Annotated in this window: 17 protein-coding genes; 2 read left to right on the top strand and 15 right to left on the bottom strand. The window is 50.7% G+C overall.

Translation table 11 applies throughout. The annotated features are described in order from the left end of the window. Window positions 1-52 precede the first annotated feature (52 nt). The 13 genes from EA14781_RS17060 to asnC form a co-directional block, all read right to left on the bottom strand. Entirely contained in the window at window positions 53-472 is a 420-nt protein-coding gene (locus EA14781_RS17060; RefSeq protein ID WP_001251963.1) for a F0F1 ATP synthase subunit epsilon, read from the bottom strand. Between the two features lie 20 nt (window positions 473-492). Then, window positions 493-1,875 (bottom strand): F0F1 ATP synthase subunit beta, encoded by a 1,383-nt coding sequence (atpD, locus tag EA14781_RS17055; RefSeq protein WP_000190506.1) that lies wholly within the window; start codon window positions 1,873-1,875, stop codon window positions 493-495. A 26-nt stretch (window positions 1,876-1,901) separates the two neighbouring features. Next, window positions 1,902-2,765: a F0F1 ATP synthase subunit gamma gene (atpG, locus tag EA14781_RS17050; protein ID WP_000896501.1), complete on the bottom strand. Its 864-nt coding sequence runs from the start codon at window positions 2,763-2,765 to the stop codon at window positions 1,902-1,904. A gap of 50 nt (window positions 2,766-2,815) precedes the next feature. Beyond that, on the bottom strand, window positions 2,816-4,357 hold the full coding sequence (gene atpA, locus EA14781_RS17045) for a F0F1 ATP synthase subunit alpha (protein ID WP_001176745.1): 1,542 nt from the start codon (window positions 4,355-4,357) through the stop codon (window positions 2,816-2,818). Window positions 4,358-4,369: 12 nt separating this feature from the next. After that, the gene (gene atpH / locus EA14781_RS17040) at window positions 4,370-4,903 is read right to left on the bottom strand and encodes a F0F1 ATP synthase subunit delta (protein WP_001288581.1); all 534 of its coding nucleotides are present in this window, start codon (window positions 4,901-4,903) and stop codon (window positions 4,370-4,372) included. A 14-nt stretch (window positions 4,904-4,917) separates the two neighbouring features. After that, window positions 4,918-5,388: a F0F1 ATP synthase subunit B gene (gene atpF, locus EA14781_RS17035; RefSeq protein WP_001052221.1), complete on the bottom strand. Its 471-nt coding sequence runs from the start codon at window positions 5,386-5,388 to the stop codon at window positions 4,918-4,920. 61 nt (window positions 5,389-5,449) lie between these two features. After that, the gene (atpE, locus tag EA14781_RS17030) at window positions 5,450-5,689 is read right to left on the bottom strand and encodes a F0F1 ATP synthase subunit C (protein WP_000429386.1); all 240 of its coding nucleotides are present in this window, start codon (window positions 5,687-5,689) and stop codon (window positions 5,450-5,452) included. Between the two features lie 46 nt (window positions 5,690-5,735). Next, window positions 5,736-6,551 carry a F0F1 ATP synthase subunit A gene (gene atpB / locus EA14781_RS17025; protein ID WP_000135619.1) on the bottom strand — a complete coding sequence of 272 codons (816 nt, stop codon included), beginning with the start codon at window positions 6,549-6,551 and terminating at the stop codon, window positions 5,736-5,738. 8 nt (window positions 6,552-6,559) lie between these two features. After that, window positions 6,560-6,940 (bottom strand): F0F1 ATP synthase subunit I, encoded by a 381-nt coding sequence (gene atpI, locus EA14781_RS17020; protein ID WP_001145366.1) that lies wholly within the window; start codon window positions 6,938-6,940, stop codon window positions 6,560-6,562. A gap of 616 nt (window positions 6,941-7,556) precedes the next feature. Beyond that, complete coding sequence (gene rsmG / locus EA14781_RS17015) at window positions 7,557-8,180, bottom strand: 16S rRNA (guanine(527)-N(7))-methyltransferase RsmG (protein ID WP_000932855.1); 624 nt, start codon at window positions 8,178-8,180, stop codon at window positions 7,557-7,559. Window positions 8,181-8,244: 64 nt separating this feature from the next. Then, window positions 8,245-10,134: a tRNA uridine-5-carboxymethylaminomethyl(34) synthesis enzyme MnmG gene (gene mnmG, locus EA14781_RS17010; RefSeq protein WP_000499805.1), complete on the bottom strand. Its 1,890-nt coding sequence runs from the start codon at window positions 10,132-10,134 to the stop codon at window positions 8,245-8,247. Between the two features lie 378 nt (window positions 10,135-10,512). Continuing rightward, window positions 10,513-10,956, bottom strand: coding sequence for an FMN-binding protein MioC (gene mioC / locus EA14781_RS17005; RefSeq protein WP_000763752.1), 444 nt, complete (start codon window positions 10,954-10,956; stop codon window positions 10,513-10,515). Window positions 10,957-11,046: 90 nt separating this feature from the next. After that, window positions 11,047-11,505 (bottom strand): transcriptional regulator AsnC, encoded by a 459-nt coding sequence (gene asnC, locus EA14781_RS17000; protein ID WP_000433019.1) that lies wholly within the window; start codon window positions 11,503-11,505, stop codon window positions 11,047-11,049. A gap of 151 nt (window positions 11,506-11,656) precedes the next feature. Here asnC and asnA point away from each other — a divergent pair, with 151 nt between their 5' ends. Then, window positions 11,657-12,649, top strand: coding sequence for an aspartate--ammonia ligase (asnA, locus tag EA14781_RS16995; RefSeq protein WP_000845092.1), 993 nt, complete (start codon window positions 11,657-11,659; stop codon window positions 12,647-12,649). A 2-nt stretch (window positions 12,650-12,651) separates the two neighbouring features. Here asnA and viaA read toward each other — a convergent pair whose 3' ends face one another. Beyond that, window positions 12,652-14,103, bottom strand: a complete 1,452-nt coding sequence (gene viaA, locus EA14781_RS16990) for an ATPase RavA stimulator ViaA (RefSeq protein WP_000933180.1) — start codon at window positions 14,101-14,103, stop codon at window positions 12,652-12,654. Next, the gene (gene ravA, locus EA14781_RS16985; RefSeq protein WP_000940973.1) at window positions 14,103-15,596 is read right to left on the bottom strand and encodes an ATPase RavA; all 1,494 of its coding nucleotides are present in this window, start codon (window positions 15,594-15,596) and stop codon (window positions 14,103-14,105) included. Before ravA ends, viaA begins: the two co-directional genes overlap by 1 nt. A gap of 222 nt (window positions 15,597-15,818) precedes the next feature. Between ravA and kup the strand changes: the two genes are divergently transcribed. Further along, entirely contained in the window at window positions 15,819-17,687 is a 1,869-nt protein-coding gene (kup, locus tag EA14781_RS16980; RefSeq protein ID WP_000102301.1) for a low affinity potassium transporter Kup, read from the top strand. Window positions 17,688-17,727: the final 40 nt, after the last annotated feature.

Raw genomic sequence — 17,727 nt, 5'->3', positions numbered from 1 at the left:
ACAAAAAAGCCAGCCTGTTTCCAGACTGGCTTTTGTGTTTTTCAAGCCGGTGTTACATCGCTTTTTTAGTCAACTCGATAACGCGCAACTGCGCGATCGCTTTGGCCAGTTCCGCAGACGCCTGAGCGTAATCCACGTCGCCGTGAGAGCTGTTAATGTGCTCTTCCGCTTTGCGTTTCGCTTCCATGGCTCGCGCTTCGTCGAGATCCTGACCGCGAATTGCAGTGTCGGCCAGAACGGTCACGTTGCCGGGCTGCACTTCAAGAATGCCGCCAGACAGATAGATAAACTCTTCGTGACCGTGCTGTTTCACGATGCGAATCATACCAGGCTTAATGGCGGTGAGCAGCGGCGCGTGGCCCGGGTAAATTCCCAGTTCACCTTCGCTACCCGTTACCTGGATTTTCTCGACCAGACCAGAGAACATTTGTTGCTCTGCGCTGACGACGTCCAGGTGGTAAGTCATTGCCATATCACCCTCCGATTAAGGCGTTAAAGTTTTTTGGCTTTTTCCACAGCTTCTTCGATGGAACCGACCATGTAGAACGCCTGCTCCGGCAGGTGATCGTATTCGCCTTCCATGATGCCTTTAAAGCCACGGATGGTGTCTTTCAGGGAGACGTATTTACCCGGAGAACCGGTGAATACTTCTGCCACGAAGAACGGCTGGGACAGGAAGCGCTGGATCTTACGAGCGCGTGCTACCACCAGTTTGTCTTCTTCAGACAGTTCATCCATACCCAGGATGGCGATGATATCTTTCAGTTCCTGATAACGTTGCAGGATGGACTGTACACCACGCGCGGTGTCGTAGTGTTCCTGACCAACCACCAGCGGGTCCAGCTGACGGCTGGTGGAGTCCAGCGGGTCAACGGCCGGGTAGATACCCAGAGACGCGATCTGACGGCTCAGTACCACGGTTGCGTCAAGGTGCGCAAAGGTGGTTGCCGGAGACGGGTCAGTCAAGTCATCCGCAGGTACGTATACCGCCTGTACGGAGGTGATAGAACCGGTTTTGGTGGAGGTGATACGTTCCTGCAGAACGCCCATCTCTTCCGCCAGGGTCGGCTGATAACCTACCGCTGAAGGCATACGACCCAGCAGTGCGGATACTTCCGTACCGGCCAGGGTGTAACGATAGATGTTGTCAACGAACAGCAGAACGTCACGACCTTCGTCACGGAATTTCTCAGCCATGGTCAGGCCGGTCAGAGCAACGCGCAGACGGTTTCCCGGCGGCTCGTTCATCTGGCCATACACCAGGGATACTTTGTCGATAACGTTGGAGTCGGTCATTTCGTGGTAGAAGTCGTTACCCTCACGAGTACGTTCACCTACGCCCGCAAACACTGAATAACCGGAGTGCTCGATCGCGATGTTACGAATAAGCTCCATCATGTTTACGGTTTTACCTACACCCGCACCACCGAACAGACCGACTTTACCGCCCTTAGCGAACGGACACATCAGGTCGATAACTTTGATACCGGTTTCCAGCAGTTCCTGAGAGTTTGACAGCTCTTCGTAGGAAGGTGCTGCGCGGTGAATAGCCCAACGCTCTTCTTCACCGATTTCGCCTTTCATGTCGACCGGTTCGCCCAGTACGTTCATGATACGGCCCAGAGTCGCTTTACCTACCGGGACTTCGATCGGGTGTTCGAGGTCTTTTACATCCAGACCGCGACGCAGACCGTCGGAGGAACCCATTGCGATGGTACGCACGATACCGCCGCCGAGCTGCTGCTGAACTTCCAGCACCAGACGCTCATTACCATTTTGCACCTCAAGAGCATCGTACACGCGCGGTACGGCATCCTGAGGGAATTCGACGTCAACTACGGCGCCGATTACCTGGACAATCTTTCCAGTAGCCATCTTAAATCCTCTACGAAATAACCTGTTTAAACCGCGGCGGCCCCCGAGACGATCTCGGTGAGTTCCTGAGTAATGCTGGCCTGACGAGCTTTGTTGTATACCAACTGCAGCTCTTTAATCAGGCTGCCGCCATTGTCGGTCGCGGCTTTCATCGCCACCATACGGGCGGCCTGCTCGCTGGCCAGGTTTTCAACCACGCCCTGATAAACCTGAGATTCGACATAACGACGCAGCAGGGTATCCAGCAACGCCTTCGGATCGGGTTCGTACAGGTAATCCCAGGATTTATGCTTCAGATCATCATCATCTGACGCCGGTAACGGCAGCAGCTGGCTGATGGTCGGAACCTGAGACATGGTGTTAATAAATTTGTTGCTGACAATGTAAAGCTTGTCCAGACGGCCTTCGTCGTAGGCCTGCAACATCACTTTTACCGGACCGATCAGTTCGGACAGGGAAGGGTTATCCCCCATGCCGGTGACCTGGGCAACAACATTGCCGCCCACGGAGTTGAAGAACGACACGCCTTTCGAGCCGATCATTGCGAGGTCGCATTGAACGCCTTTGTCGGTCCAGGTCTTCATTTCCGCCAACAGTTTTTTGAACAGATTAATGTTCAAACCACCGCACAAACCACGGTCGGTCGACACCACCAGGTAGCCCACGCGTTTAACGTCGCGTTCTTCCAGGTAAGGGTGCTTATATTCCAGATTACCGTGTGCAAGGTGACCAATCACTTTGCGCATGGTCTCTGCATAAGGACGGCTGGCCGCCATGCGATCCTGCGATTTACGCATTTTGGAAGCGGCGACCATTTCCATCGCTTTAGTAATCTTTTGCGTGTTCTGGACGCTTGCGATCTTACTACGTATCTCTTTTGCGCCGGCCATGAGCTTCTCCTCAATGCCTTGCGGCCTGCCCTAAGGCAAGCCGCCAGACGTTACCAGGATTGGGTTGCTTTGAAGGAATCGAGGATGCCTTTCAGCTTGCCTTCGATTTCGTCGTTGTAGCCACCGGTCTGGTTGATCTCTTGCATCAACGGAGCGTGATCACGGTCGACGTAAGCCAGCAGAGCGGCTTCGAAGCTGCCGATTTTCGACAGTTCAACATCCGCCAGGTAACCACGTTCTGCTGCGAACAGAACCAGAGACTGCTGCGCAACGGACATCGGCGCATACTGTTTCTGTTTCAGCAGTTCGGTCACTTTCTGACCGTGGTCAAGCTGCTTACGCGTTGCATCGTCAAGGTCGGATGCAAACTGAGAGAACGCTGCCAGTTCACGATACTGCGCCAGCGCGGTACGGATACCACCGGACAGTTTTTTCATGATCTTGGTCTGTGCTGCACCACCAACACGGGATACGGAAATACCCGGGTTAACCGCAGGACGAATACCGGCGTTGAACAGGTTGGTTTCAAGGAAGATCTGACCATCGGTAATGGAGATTACGTTGGTCGGAACGAACGCAGAAACGTCACCCGCCTGAGTTTCGATAATCGGCAGCGCGGTCAGAGAACCGGTTTTCCCTTTCACTTCACCTTTGGTGAAGGCTTCAACGTATTCGGCGTTAACACGCGCAGCACGCTCCAGCAGACGAGAGTGGAGGTAGAATACGTCGCCCGGGAATGCTTCACGTCCTGGCGGACGACGGAGCAGCAGGGAGATCTGACGGTAAGCAACAGCCTGTTTAGACAGGTCATCGTAAATGATCAGCGCATCTTCACCGCGGTCACGGAAGTATTCGCCCATTGCGCAACCAGCGTACGGCGCCAGGTATTGCAGTGCAGCGGATTCAGACGCGGTTGCTACCACAACGATAGTGTTAGCCAGTGCGCCGTGCTCTTCCAGTTTACGTACCACGTTAGAAATGGTGGACGCTTTCTGGCCGATAGCGACATAGATACATTTGATACCGGAATCGCGCTGGTTGATGATGGCATCGATAGCCAGCGCGGTTTTACCGGTCTGACGGTCACCGATGATCAATTCACGCTGACCACGACCGATTGGGATCATGGAGTCAACGGCTTTATAACCGGTCTGTACCGGCTGATCTACGGACTGACGTTCGATAACGCCCGGAGCGATAGCTTCTACAGCAGAGAAGCCGTCGTGATCCAGCGGACCTTTACCGTCGATTGGCGCACCCAGCGTGTTAACCACACGGCCCAGCAGGCCTCGGCCAACCGGAACTTCCAGGATACGGCCAGTACACTTAACTTTCATGCCTTCGGCAAGGTCAGCGTACGGACCCATAACGACCGCACCTACAGAGTCGCGCTCAAGGTTCAGTGCGATAGCATAACGGTTACCCGGCAGGGAGATCATTTCACCCTGCATACAATCGGCCAGGCCGTGGATGCGGATAACACCGTCACTTACAGAAACAATAGTACCTTCGTTGTGAGCTTCACTCACAACATTGAACTGAGCAATGCGCTGCTTGATCAGTTCGCTGATTTCGGTGGAATTCAGTTGCATGCTCCAGTCCCCTTAAGACTGCAAGACGTCTGCAAGGCGCTCAAGACGACCGCGTACGCTGCCATCAATGACCATATCACCCGCCCGGATGATAACGCCTGCCATTACAGACTTATCGATTTTGCAATTCAGCTTAACTTTGCGTGACAGACGTTTTTCCATCGCAGCAGAAATTTTCGCGAGCTGTTGTTCACTTAGCGCGGCAGCAGAAATGACGTCTACCTCGGCGGTAGCCTCACTCGCGGCACGTAGGTGAATAAACTGTTCCAGAACTTCCGGAAGCACTTTCAGACGACCATTTTCAGCCATCACCCGAATCAGGTTCTGACCGTGTTCGTCCAGTTGCTCACCACAGACTGCGATAAACGACTCGGCGAGCGTTTCTGGCGCCAGTGCGCCAGAGAGAAGCTCTGCCATTTGTTCGTTTTTGGTTACCTCGGCGGCAAACGCCAGCATGTCCTGCCAGCGCTCTACACTTTGGTGTTCGACGGCAAAGTCAAAAGCAGCTTTGGCGTAGGGGCGAGCTACCGTAATAAATTCAGACATCAGCCCCTCCCTCCTTACAGTTCAGCGACAAGTTTATCCACGATGTCGCTGTTAGCAGCTTCATCCACGGAACGTTCGATGATCTTCTCGGCGCCAGCAACAGCCAGGATAGCAACTTGCTTACGCAGCTCTTCACGGGCACGTTTACGCTCGGCTTCAATTTCCGCCTGCGCCTGGGCCACGATTTTAGTACGTTCCTGTTCTGCTTCAGCTTTTGCTTCGTCCAGAATCTGAGAGCGACGTTTGTTCGCCTGCTCAATGATTACCTGGGCTTCAGCTTTCGCTTTTTTCAGCTGGTCGGTCGCGTTGGCCTGTGCAAGGTCCAAATCCTTTTTAGCTCGTTCAGCAGAAGCAAGACCGTCAGCAATTTCTTTTTGACGTTTTTCGATGGCAGCCATTAATGGCGGCCATACATACTTCATGCAGAACAGAACGAACAGGACAAACGCGATGGCCTGGCCGAGGATTGTTGCGTTAAGATTCACAGCACAATGCCTCTATTTAGTTAACGTTCTGATATTGCTCTTTAAATAAAAGCAACGCTTACTACGCGACAGCGAACATCACGTACAGACCCAGACCTACAGCGATCATCGGGATAGCATCCACCAGACCCATAACGATAAAGAACTGAGTACGCAGCAGAGGAATCAGATCAGGTTGACGCGCTGCGCCTTCCAGGAATTTACCCCCGAGGATGCCGATACCGATCGCAGCACCGATTGCCGCCAGACCCATCATCACAGCGGCAGCCATGTACAGCAGATCCATATTCAGGTTTTCCATGACAGTCTCCAGTTTGTTTCAGTTAAAACGTAGTAGTGTTGGTAAATTAATGCTCTTCAGACGCCATCGACAGATAGACAATCGTCAGAACCATGAAGATGAAGGCTTGCAGCGTAATAATCAGGATGTGGAAAATGGCCCACGGCACATTCAGAACCCACTGTGACCACCACGGCAACAGACCAGCAATCAGAATGAAAATCAGCTCACCCGCGTACATGTTACCGAACAGTCGCAAACCGAGTGAAACAGGTTTGGACAGCAGGCTTACCCCTTCAAGGATTAAGTTGACAGGGATGAACGCCCAGTGATTGAACGGCTGCAGCGTCAACTCTTTCGTGAAGCCGCCGATGCCTTTCATTTTGATGCTGTAGAACAGAATCAGGATAAATACGCCCAGTGCCATAGACAGCGTTACGTTCACGTCAGCAGACGGAACCACACGCAGTGCCGGCAGCCCCAGTACATGCTCAGCAATGTACGGCAGCAGATCGATAGGCAGTAAATCCATCAGGTTCATCAGGAATACCCAGACGAAAATCGTCAGGGCCAGCGGAGCAATCAGCTTGCTTTTGCCATGGTACATATCTTTCACGCTACCATTAACAAAGCCGATTACCAGCTCAATCGCGGTCTGAAACTTACCCGGTACGCCGCTGGTCGCCTTTCTGGCTACGCTACGGAATAAAACCAGGAACAACAGACCCAGCACCACCGAGAAGAACATGGAGTCAATATTAATTGTCCAGAAGGTGGCTGGGGGGTTATGCGGATCCACCAGCGAGAATGTACGCAGGTCCAGCTGAAGGTTGTTCAGGTGGTGTCCTATGTAATCCTGCGGCGTCATATTTTCTGAAGCCATGATGCCTTTTACCCTTTGTTGTTAATTACAGCCGGCGCCAGTATCTGAACCACCAGCACCAAAACCCACGTAACGATCAGCGGCAAGAATACCGCCTTCAAAACAGCCAACGCCACCACAAGTAAAACCAACATCGCCAAAACTTTGCAAGCTTCGCCGAAAGCGAATGTCCAGGCCACCCGGCCTTTCGCTGGTGTATGCGCCTGGTGACGCCAGGCAAATATCATAAACAAAACATTAGGCAGAAAGACTGCCAGGCCTCCGCTTAACGCAGAGACGCCCCAGAAGGGGTCTTTGAAGCTGAACAGCAATCCACTTGCTATCGCCGCCAGTAACTGAACGAGCAGAAGCTTCCGAGCAACGTTTCGACTCAAGAGCGACACAGGCATCACGTTTTTCACTCCTGCTCCCTTCGAGGTATGCCGCGTGTCGTATAAAACTTTCTTTAAGGCTTAGAGTCAAGCATCAAAAAGCGGTCAAATTATACGGTGCGCCCCGGTGATTTCAAACAATAAGTAGCCAAAAGGTGAATAAATGTTTAAATATTTTTCCAGTGTATACAATTGCGACTTTTCGGCTAACCGTGATGGATCATAGAAAACTGCAAATAACGTGGAAACACTGGCAATAAAGCGTGCTTCAGATCACATATCGAGCATGTTCGCGCGTAGCATATTTATTTACTTGGCAAATGGTGCCATTGCAAGTTTCTGATATTTCAGTCTAAAAATAGACACTGTTTTTATAAATGACATTTACACAACAAAAACCACCCATTGACATTCTTAATAGTACCTTAACAGTCAATTATGGTTCTTAGCGCCAATTTTTAGCAGACTGATATTTTCACCGGAAACTCATTTCCTGTTTACCCAAAAAAGCTACGTTACTTCGTTGATGTAAAAAAGTGAACGTGGCGTTAAATGTTACCAGTTATATCAGTAAAAAACCTGTCTGTTGTTAACAGACTAACCAGCAAAATTTTTATGATTTTTTTGATAAAAATTAAATTTTATTTGGTTTAATCACCACCAGGTGGCGTTCACCGTCCAGAGCGGGAACCTGAAGTTTAATCACTGATTCGACCTGATATTCTGCTGGCAACAGCGCAATTTCATCTTCCGGCATTTGGCCTTTCAGCGCATAGAAACGGCCCTTCTCGCCCGGAAGATGGTGACACCAACTCACCATATCGTTCAATGAAGCAAAAGCCCGGCTAATTACGCCATCAAACGGCGGCTCTGATGGGAACTCTTCAACCCGGCTTTGTACCGGCGCAATATTCTCCAGCTTAAGTTCATGTTGAACCTGACGAAGGAAACGCACGCGTTTACCGAGACTATCCAGCAGCGTGAAATGGGCTTCAGGACGCACAATGGAAAGCGGTATGCCAGGCAACCCCGGTCCGGTACCGACATCGATAAAACGTTCACCTTGTAGATACGGCGCCACGACAATGCTGTCGAGAATATGGCGTACCAGCATCTCGTTAGGATCGCGTACCGAGGTCAGGTTGTACGCCTTATTCCATTTATGCAGCATATTCACATAGGCAATAAGCTGGTTTTTCTGGTGATCGGTAAGCGAAATTCCTGCGTCTTTCAGCAGAGATGAGAGTTTATTGAGCACGGTGATTACCTGTTCTTGATGCGTTGCCTGATAAGCACTTACTTATCAGGCATTTTTTAATGCGTTATGCGCTACGACGCAGCATACCTTGTTTTTTCAGCCATACCAGCAGAATGGAGATAGCAGCAGGCGTGATGCCGGAAATACGCGAAGCCTGACCGATAGAAGCAGGTTTGTGATCATTGAGTTTGGCGATCACTTCGTTAGACAAACCGGAAACCTGACGATAATCCAGCGTCGCAGGCAGTAGCGTGTTCTCGTTTCGCTGCTGCTTTTCGATCTCATCTTGCTGACGAGCAATATAACCTTCGTATTTCACCTGAATCTCAACCTGCTCCGCCGCCTGCTCATCTCTTAACGCAGGAGCAAACGGTACCAGGCTGGTTAATTTTTCATAGGTCATTTCCGGGCGGCGCAGCAGATCTTCACCGCTGGCTTCACGGGAAAGCGGTGTCGTCAGGTGAGCATTCACTTCGGCTGCGGCTTCTGCTGATGGCGTCACCCAGGTTGACTTCAGACGCTGACGCTCACGCTCAATGTTCTCAAGTTTCTCATTAAATCGCGCCCAACGTTCGTCATCAACCAGACCCAGCTCGCGACCCATTTCAGTCAGACGCAGGTCGGCGTTATCTTCGCGCAGCATCAGGCGATATTCCGCACGCGAGGTAAACATACGATACGGTTCTTTCGTCCCAAGAGTACAAAGGTCGTCCACCAGTACGCCGAGGTAAGCCTGGGAACGCGCCGGCGCCCAACCTTCTTTATCAGCAGACAAGCGGGCGGCGTTCAGGCCAGCCAGCAAACCTTGTGCAGCAGCTTCTTCATAACCGGTAGTGCCGTTAATCTGACCTGCAAAGAACAAGCCTTCGATAAACTTACTCTCCAGCGTCGGTTTCAGATCACGCGGGTCGAAGAAATCATACTCAATGGCATAACCCGGACGCACAATCTTCGCGTTTTCCATTCCCTTCATGGAACGGACGATTTGCATCTGCACATCGAACGGCAGGCTGGTGGAGATACCATTTGGATATATTTCGTTAGAGGTCAACCCTTCCGGCTCGAGGAAGATTTGATGTTGATTTCTGTCAGCGAAACGCATGACTTTATCTTCGATCGATGGACAGTAACGAGGGCCAACACCTTCGATCACGCCAGCATACATCGGGCTACGATCGAGGTTACTGCGGATCACGTCATGGGTTTTCTCGTTGGTATAAGTGATATAGCACGGTACCTGTTGCGGATGTTGCGCTACATTGCCCATGAACGAAAACACTGGCATTGGATTATCGCCATGCTGTTGCGCAAGCACGCTAAAGTCGATAGTACGAGCATCAATGCGCGGTGGTGTACCGGTTTTCAGACGACCAACGCGCAGCGGCAGTTCGCGTAAACGACGAGAGAGCGGAATGGACGGCGGATCGCCAGCACGGCCTCCGCTGTAGTTATCCAGACCGATATGAATTTTACCGTCAAGGAAAGTCCCGACAGTAAGCACAACCGCTTTGGCTCGGAATTTCAGCCCCATCTGGGTAACAGCGCCAACCACACGATCATTTTCGACAATCAGATCTTCGACCGCCTGTTGGAAGATCATCAGGTTCGGCTGGTTCTCCAGTGCAGTGCGTACTGCCTGGCGATACAGTACACGATCTGCTTGTGCCCGGGTGGCGCGAACCGCCGGGCCTTTGCTGGCGTTTAGTATCCTAAACTGGATACCAGCCTGATCGATTGCTTTCGCCATCAAACCGCCGAGCGCATCCACTTCTTTTACCAGATGTCCCTTCCCAATACCGCCGATCGCCGGGTTGCAGCTCATCTGCCCCAGAGTGTCGATATTGTGTGTCAAAAGCAGAGTCTGTTGACCCATACGCGCCGCAGCCATCGCGGCCTCGGTGCCTGCATGACCCCCGCCAATGATGATGACGTCAAAAGGATCCGGATAAAACATGGTGATTGCCTCGCATAACGCGGTATGAAAATGGATTGAAGCCCGGGCCGTGGATTCTACTCAACTTTGTCGGCTTGAGAAAGACCCGGGATCCTGGATATTAAAAAGAAGATCTTTTTATTTAGAGATCTGTTCTATTGTGATCTCTTATTAGGATCGCAGTACCCTGTGGATAACAAGGATCTGGCTTTTAAGATCAACAACCTAGTAAGGATCATTAGCTGTGAATGATCGGTGATCCTGGTCCGTATAAGCTGGGATCAGAATGAGGGGTTATGCACAACTCAAAAACTGAACAGACGTTGTTCTTTGGATAACTACCGGTTGATCCAAGCTTCCTACCAGAGTTATCCACATGCGATCGCACGATCTGTATACTTATTTGAGTAAATTAATCCACGATCCCAGCCATTCTTCTGCCGGATCTTCCGGAATGTCATGATCAAGGATGTTGATCTTCAGTGTTTCACCTATCTGTTTCGCACCTGCATTTTTGAGTTCAGCGTCAAGTTTATCGATCGCTCCACAAAAAGTGTCGTATTCGCGACTGCCAATGCCGATTGCGCCAAAGCGTACTGCAGAAAGATCGGGATTCTGTTCCTGCAACGCTTTATAGAAAGGAGAAAGGTTGTCTGGAATATCTCCGGCACCGTGGGTAGAACTGATAACCAACCAGATCCCGGCGGCAGATAACTCTTCTAGTAGCGGGCCATGTAGCGTTTCGGTGGTAAAACCTGCCTCTTCCAGCTTTTCAGCCAGGTGTTCTGCTACATATTCGGCACCGCCGAGGGTGCTGCCGCTGATAAGAGTGATATCCGCCATAAACTGCCACCTTATGTTAAGAGTGGCGTATTGTACGCTGTGAACGCGCTGGGATCTACCTGTGGAAAAGTATGGGATTAAAAAAGCCGATCATGGCTTGATAGTACGCATGATTGGGTTCTGCAGAACGATCAGAGTCTCGGTGGATTGAATTTCATCAATTGTTTGGATCTTGTTGATAAGTACATGCTGAAGGGCGTCGATTGAGCGACACATTACTTTAATAAAGATGCTGTAGTGGCCGGTGGTGTAATAGGCTTCGGTAACTTCATCGAGGCTTTCCAGTTTTGCCAGTGCGGAAGGATAGTCTTTGGCGCTCTTTAATATAATGCCGATAAAGCAACCTACGTCGTAACCGAGTTGTTTAGGGCTAACATCAATACGCGCGCCGGTAATGATCCCCGCCTGCTTCATTTTCTCTACACGAACGTGAATGGTTCCAGGGCTTACGCCGAATTGTTTCGCCAGTTCAGCGTAAGCAGTACGCGCATTGCCCATCAATGCTTCCAGGATACCGCGATCCAGATTGTCGATTTGATAATTTTCCATAGGATTTTCTTATGTATATTGATGATTCTTTCTATTTTAGCTTTGTTTTTTGATGAATCAAAAGTAAGTGAAGCTTTTTATTGAATGGTTATTGCGTGTGAGCCATTTTTTGTTGCTTAATCATAAGCAACAGGACGCAGGAGTATAAAAAATGAAAACCGCTTACATTGCCAAACAACGTCAAATTAGCTTCGTGAAATCTCACTTTTCTCGTCAACTGGAAGAACGCTTAGGGCTGATCGAAGTCCAGGCGCCAATCCTTAGTCGTGTAGGAGATGGCACGCAGGATAACTTGTCAGGCTGTGAAAAAGCGGTGCAGGTAAAAGTGAAAGCGCTGCCTGATGCCCAGTTCGAAGTGGTTCATTCACTGGCGAAGTGGAAACGTCAGACCTTAGGGCAACACGACTTCAGCGCGGGCGAAGGGCTGTACACGCACATGAAAGCCCTTCGCCCCGATGAAGACCGTCTTTCCCCGCTGCACTCGGTCTATGTTGACCAGTGGGACTGGGAACGCGTAATGGGCGACGATGAGCGTCAATTTTCCACCTTGAAAAGCACGGTAGAGGCGATCTGGGCGGGAATTAAAGCAACCGAAGCTGCTGTTAGCGAAGAGTTTGGTCTGGCGCCGTTCTTGCCGGATCAGATCCACTTCGTACACAGCCAGGAGTTACTGTCTCGTTACCCGGGTCTTGATGCCAAAGGGCGTGAACGTGCAATTGCAAAAGATCTTGGCGCGGTATTCCTTGTCGGGATTGGCGGCAAGTTGAGTGATGGTCACCGTCACGATGTGCGTGCACCGGATTATGATGACTGGAGCACCCCTTCTGAGCTGGGGTATGCGGGTCTGAACGGCGATATTCTGGTCTGGAACCCGGTACTGGAAGATGCGTTTGAGCTTTCTTCAATGGGGATTCGCGTGGATGCCGACACGCTGAAACATCAACTGGCGCTGACTGGTGATGAAGATCGCCTGGAGCTGGAGTGGCATCAGGCACTGTTGCGCGGTGAAATGCCGCAGACTATCGGCGGTGGGATCGGCCAGTCTCGTTTAACCATGCTACTGCTGCAACTGCAGCATATCGGCCAGGTTCAGTGCGGTGTCTGGCCAACGCAGGTCCGTGAAAGCGTTCCTTCCCTGCTGTAATTTTATCGTCGCCAGCGTCTGAGCAGGCGGCTACGTATCCCGGTATCAAAGCGCCAGATATGATCGAAAATGCGCATGATGCCGGGTTTGCCGTGCGCCGACATAGCTACAGCATGAAAGCGATGCTGATGTACCCGCTGCAACTCTTTCACTTTACTCATCACGTCGTCAGGCAATCGCTGGGCGATAAAATCAGAAATCACCACCGCATCGGCGTCAAACCATTCCCGACTTTGTAAGCGTTCCATTATGGCGCGAAAACAACTGGCAAGATCGGTGCCGCCACGAAACTGCTGACTTAAAAAACGGATCGCTTGTTCGATGCCTTGCGGGCCTGATAGTTCATAACGGACTATTTCGGTGGAAAATAACATAATAAAGCAGCGACGATTTTCAGCGAGGGCAATGCGCATTAGCGCCAGACAAAACGCCTTCGCACATTGTTCGTTAAAGCCGCCCATTGAGCCGGATGTATCGACACAGACGATAAACGGCCCGCGCGGCTGTTCGTCGTAATCTTTATGAACCACCGGACGTTCAATAACTTTCTCGCGCCATGATTCACCATGCAGGCGATAGGTGAGCAACTGCTTTTCCACCAGCCGACGGTAAAATTCATATTCCAGTTCGGTAATCCCCAGCGTCGCCAGTTCTGGCGGAAGTAACCGTAAAATATCATCGCTTTGTTGCAGGCCATCAACCTGTTCAGGGGCGGTTGCCGGTTCGCGCACCATTGTACGGAAGGTTTCCATTTGTGCGTCATTACGCGGTATCGATTTTGCCTCCCGCGAGCGACCGAGTTGTTCTGCCAGATGTTTTAGTTCCGGCTGTTCGTTAAGAAATTCACCATATTTCACAATCAACTGATAGTCACCGCGTTTGAGTTGCCCGGCACTCATATCCCACAGGCGACCGGCTGCGGTGTTGTTTTCTGCCAGAACCGGTTCAAGCTGACCGCTTAGCGTCATTCGTTCCTGAACTTCGCTCAACAGTTGTTCGCGCTCTTCTTCTAACAACTGCTGATTTAAGGCCGTTGCTTGCACGATCAGGTTTAAGCGCCAACGCTGGAGAAAAAGTGTGTGTAATGCTGGAGTGATAGTGCTGTTAGTATCAACCAACTGCTGGGCTTGCCCGGCCCAGGGAGAGTGCAGGCGATGCAGTAAGCCCAGAATCTGCGGTAGTTGCACAATAAACTGCTGTGTGGAAAGAAGCTGGCTTTGTTGATAGCACATCACCTCTTCGGTGAGCTCTGCTGGGACGGTTGTGTCCTTCAGACGACGACGCAACGTCTCACGCCAGCGGGGAATATCATCCGTAATTGCCGCCTTCAGCCGCGGGAATTTTTCGAAAAAGACCACTAGCTGTGGTGAGGCCAGCAGCGCGATGATCATATCTTCGAGCAATCCTTCTTCGCTGACGGCCAGCATTACATTGAGTGTATCCAGATTCAGCATTATTGTAGCGCCTGGCGAATCTGGGTGCCGACATCCTGTAGACTGGCTTCGATACGGCCTAACCAGTCATTATGGATAAACAGACATTTTTGTTGATCGTTGAACAGGGCGCGTTGCTTATGCCAGTCGCTTTCAAGTTCTTCCAGTTGTTGTTTGATTTCGTCCGGTAGACCTTCCGCGGATGTGCCGGGTAGCGCCAGCGTACTCCCCTGTAAACTCACATCACGTACAACAAGATGCTGGGCGCTATCTACTTCCATATTCAGCTTCTGGGCAAATCCGATACCATTTAATTTGCCGCGAATCTCGCCGCCTTTGTTCAGCCACTGTTCCAGCGCGCTGCGCTCAAAAGTGATATGTACGACTTCCATATCATGCAGTTTTAGCGGTTTTTGCAGTAGCAGGGTCAGAGTGGGCGCCGTAACGTCGACAGGAAGTTGATACTGCGGACGACGACTGAATATGCCGCCCAGACGAATTACCGTAAAGGCTGTTTTATCTCTTTGTTGCTGCTGGAGTTGCAGGTGGCGCTGTACAATCGCACCCAGCCGCGTCAACATGCCTTGTTGCTGCCATGCGTGACCGGTCATCAATACGTCAATTTGTTGTTGAATCAAATTCAGGCTTTGGGCGTCATACCACAGGCAATCTTTCAGCAAGATGAGATCAACCGGGGCAACCGCATTACGATCGCTAAAAAAGGCGCTGGCTTGTAGTAAACGGATCGCTTTTTTCCAGCGACGATCGGAAATGTAAGGGGCATCCGGCAATTTATCCAGTTGCTGGCGCAGCATAAAAATCAGCTCAAATACATGATCGGGCAGCGTAATTTCACTAATCTCTTTTTGCCAGCGTTCATACTCTTCGTCCGTAACTTGCAATGCAGGTGGAACCGGATTGTCGTTTTCATCCTGTTGACCAGTCAGCATGGAGCGGAAATTCGCTTTATCCTGCACTTTATCTAACCACAGACGAATCAGCATACGGTCATACAATGCTTCCAGGCTGCTGTCTGCTTCTGGCAGTTCGTTGGAAGCAGCCATTAGCAGGCGCATAGGAATTTTTTCAACATGGGCGCCATTGCGGAAGTGACGTTCATTAATGGCTGTCAGAAGGGTGTTAAGTATCGCCGGACCCGCTTTCCAGATCTCATCAAGAAAGACGATTTCCGCTTCCGGCAGGTATCCGCAGGTTAAACGCTCATAGCGACCTTCATCTTTTAATGCCTGAATAGAAAGCGGACCAAAAACTTCTTCCGGGGTGGAGAAACGGGTCATCAGATATTCAAAAGCGCGCGCATTCTGGAAAGCGAATTTTAAACGCCGGGCAATCAGACTTTTTGCAATACCTGGCGGGCCGAGCAGGAACACGCTTTCGCCGCTTAATGCCGCTAATAAACACAGGCGGATGGCGTGGCTACGTTCATAAAGTCCCTTTTCCAGCGCACTGCTTAGACGGGAAATTCTTTCCGCTAATAAATGAGGGTGAGCCATAATGAAGTTGTGTCCTTTCGCCAAAAGTTCTGTGTAAACTGCGAGTATAGACGTTTCTTGTTGGTGGCTAAAAGAGTCTCAAAGGAGGGCTATTTTTCTTTGAGCCAGGTTAATGTGCCCGCATTTAGGTGTACGATTTTGCTATTAATCGTGCATACTGTGCGCTTTTTTGTGGGCCAAGGGACTACGCACACATTTCATATTTCAACGAAAGACTAGTCTATGAGCACTGATAATAAGCAATCGTTGCCCGCGATAACCCTCGCGGCGATTGGAGTTGTCTACGGCGATATTGGTACCAGCCCTCTATATACGCTTCGTGAATGTTTGTCCGGTCAGTTTGGTTTTGGCGTTGAACGCGATGCCGTGTTTGGCTTTTTATCGCTGATCTTCTGGCTGCTAATCTTTGTAGTTTCCATTAAATATCTCACCTTCGTCATGCGTGCGGATAATGCCGGAGAAGGGGGAATTCTGACGTTGATGTCGCTTGCCGGGCGTAATACATCGGCGCGAACGACCTCATTGTTGGTGATTATGGGGTTAATTGGCGGCAGTTTTTTCTACGGTGAAGTCGTCATAACACCCGCTATTTCGGTGATGTCCGCTATCGAAGGTCTGGAAATCATCGCCCCGCAACTGGATACCTGGATAGTTCCCCTCTCAATTATCGTTCTCACTTTACTGTTTATGATTCAAAAACATGGCACCGCCATGGTTGGTAAGCTGTTTGCGCCGATCATGCTGACCTGGTTTTTGATTCTGGCAGGGCTGGGCTTGCGCGGTATTATTGCCAACCCAGAAGTGCTGCATGCCTTAAACCCAATGTGGGCGGTTCATTTCTTCCTTGAGTATAAAACCGTCTCTTTCATTGCATTAGGTGCGGTAGTGCTGTCAATCACCGGCGTTGAGGCGTTGTATGCGGATATGGGGCACTTTGGCAAGTTTCCGATTCGCCTGGCGTGGTTCACCGTTGTATTACCGTCTTTAACGCTCAACTACTTCGGGCAGGGGGCGCTGCTGTTAAAGAATCCAGAAGCAATTAAGAATCCCTTCTTCCTGCTGGCGCCGGACTGGGCGCTGCTCCCGCTGCTGATTATCGCCGCACTGGCGACAGTAATTGCCTCGCAGGCGGTGATTTCTGGTGTTTTTTCGCTCACGCGTCAGGCGGTACGTCTGGGATATTTGTCGCCCATGCGCATTATTCACACTTCAGAGAGAGAGTCCGGGCAAATCTATATTCCGTTTATTAACTGGTTGCTTTATGCCGCTGTCGTTATTGTGATTGTCAGCTTTAAACACTCCAGCAACCTGGCGGCGGCGTACGGGATTGCGGTGACCGGAACAATGGTTCTGACCTCTATTCTTTCGACCACAGTGGCGCGCCACAATTGGCACTGGAATAAGTACTTTGTCGCGCTGATCCTGATTGCCTTCCTGTGTGTGGATATTCCACTGTTTACCGCTAACCTCGATAAACTGCTCTCCGGTGGCTGGTTGCCTCTGAGTCTCGGGACGGTAATGTTTATCGTCATGACTACCTGGAAGAGTGAGCGTTTCCGCCTGCTGCGACGGATGCATGAACATGGCAACTCTCTGGAAGCGATGATTGCTTCGCTGGAGAAATCACCGCCCGTTCGCGTGCCCGGGACCGCGGTGTATATGTCGCGTGCAATCAACGTTATTCCCTTTGCGCTGATGCATAACCTGAAACATAACAAGGTATTGCATGAGCGGGTTATTCTGTTAACTCTGCGCACCGAAGACGCGCCATATGTCCATAACGTTCGTCGGGTACAGATTGAACAGCTTTCGCCGACCTTTTGGCGTGTGGTGGCAAGTTACGGTTGGCGAGAGACGCCAAATGTGGAAGAAGTCTTCCATCGCTGTGGCCTGGAAGGGTTAAGTTGCCGAATGATGGAAACTTCCTTCTTTATGTCACATGAATCTCTCATCCTCGGTAAACGACCGTGGTACTTACGTCTGCGCGGCAAACTGTATCTGCTGCTGCAACGTAATGCACTGCGCGCGCCGGATCAGTTTGAAATTCCACCAAACCGGGTTATTGAACTGGGTACTCAAGTAGAGATTTAACCCCAAACGCCTCCTTTTTTCATAAAGGAGGCGTTTTTGT

This window comes from Escherichia albertii NBRC 107761 = DSM 17582, from assembly GCF_000759775.1.
Taxonomy (GTDB): Bacteria; Pseudomonadota; Gammaproteobacteria; order Enterobacterales; family Enterobacteriaceae; genus Escherichia; species Escherichia albertii.
Note: the sequence above shows the minus strand (reverse complement) of the source record. Positions and strands in the feature narration are given on the sequence as shown.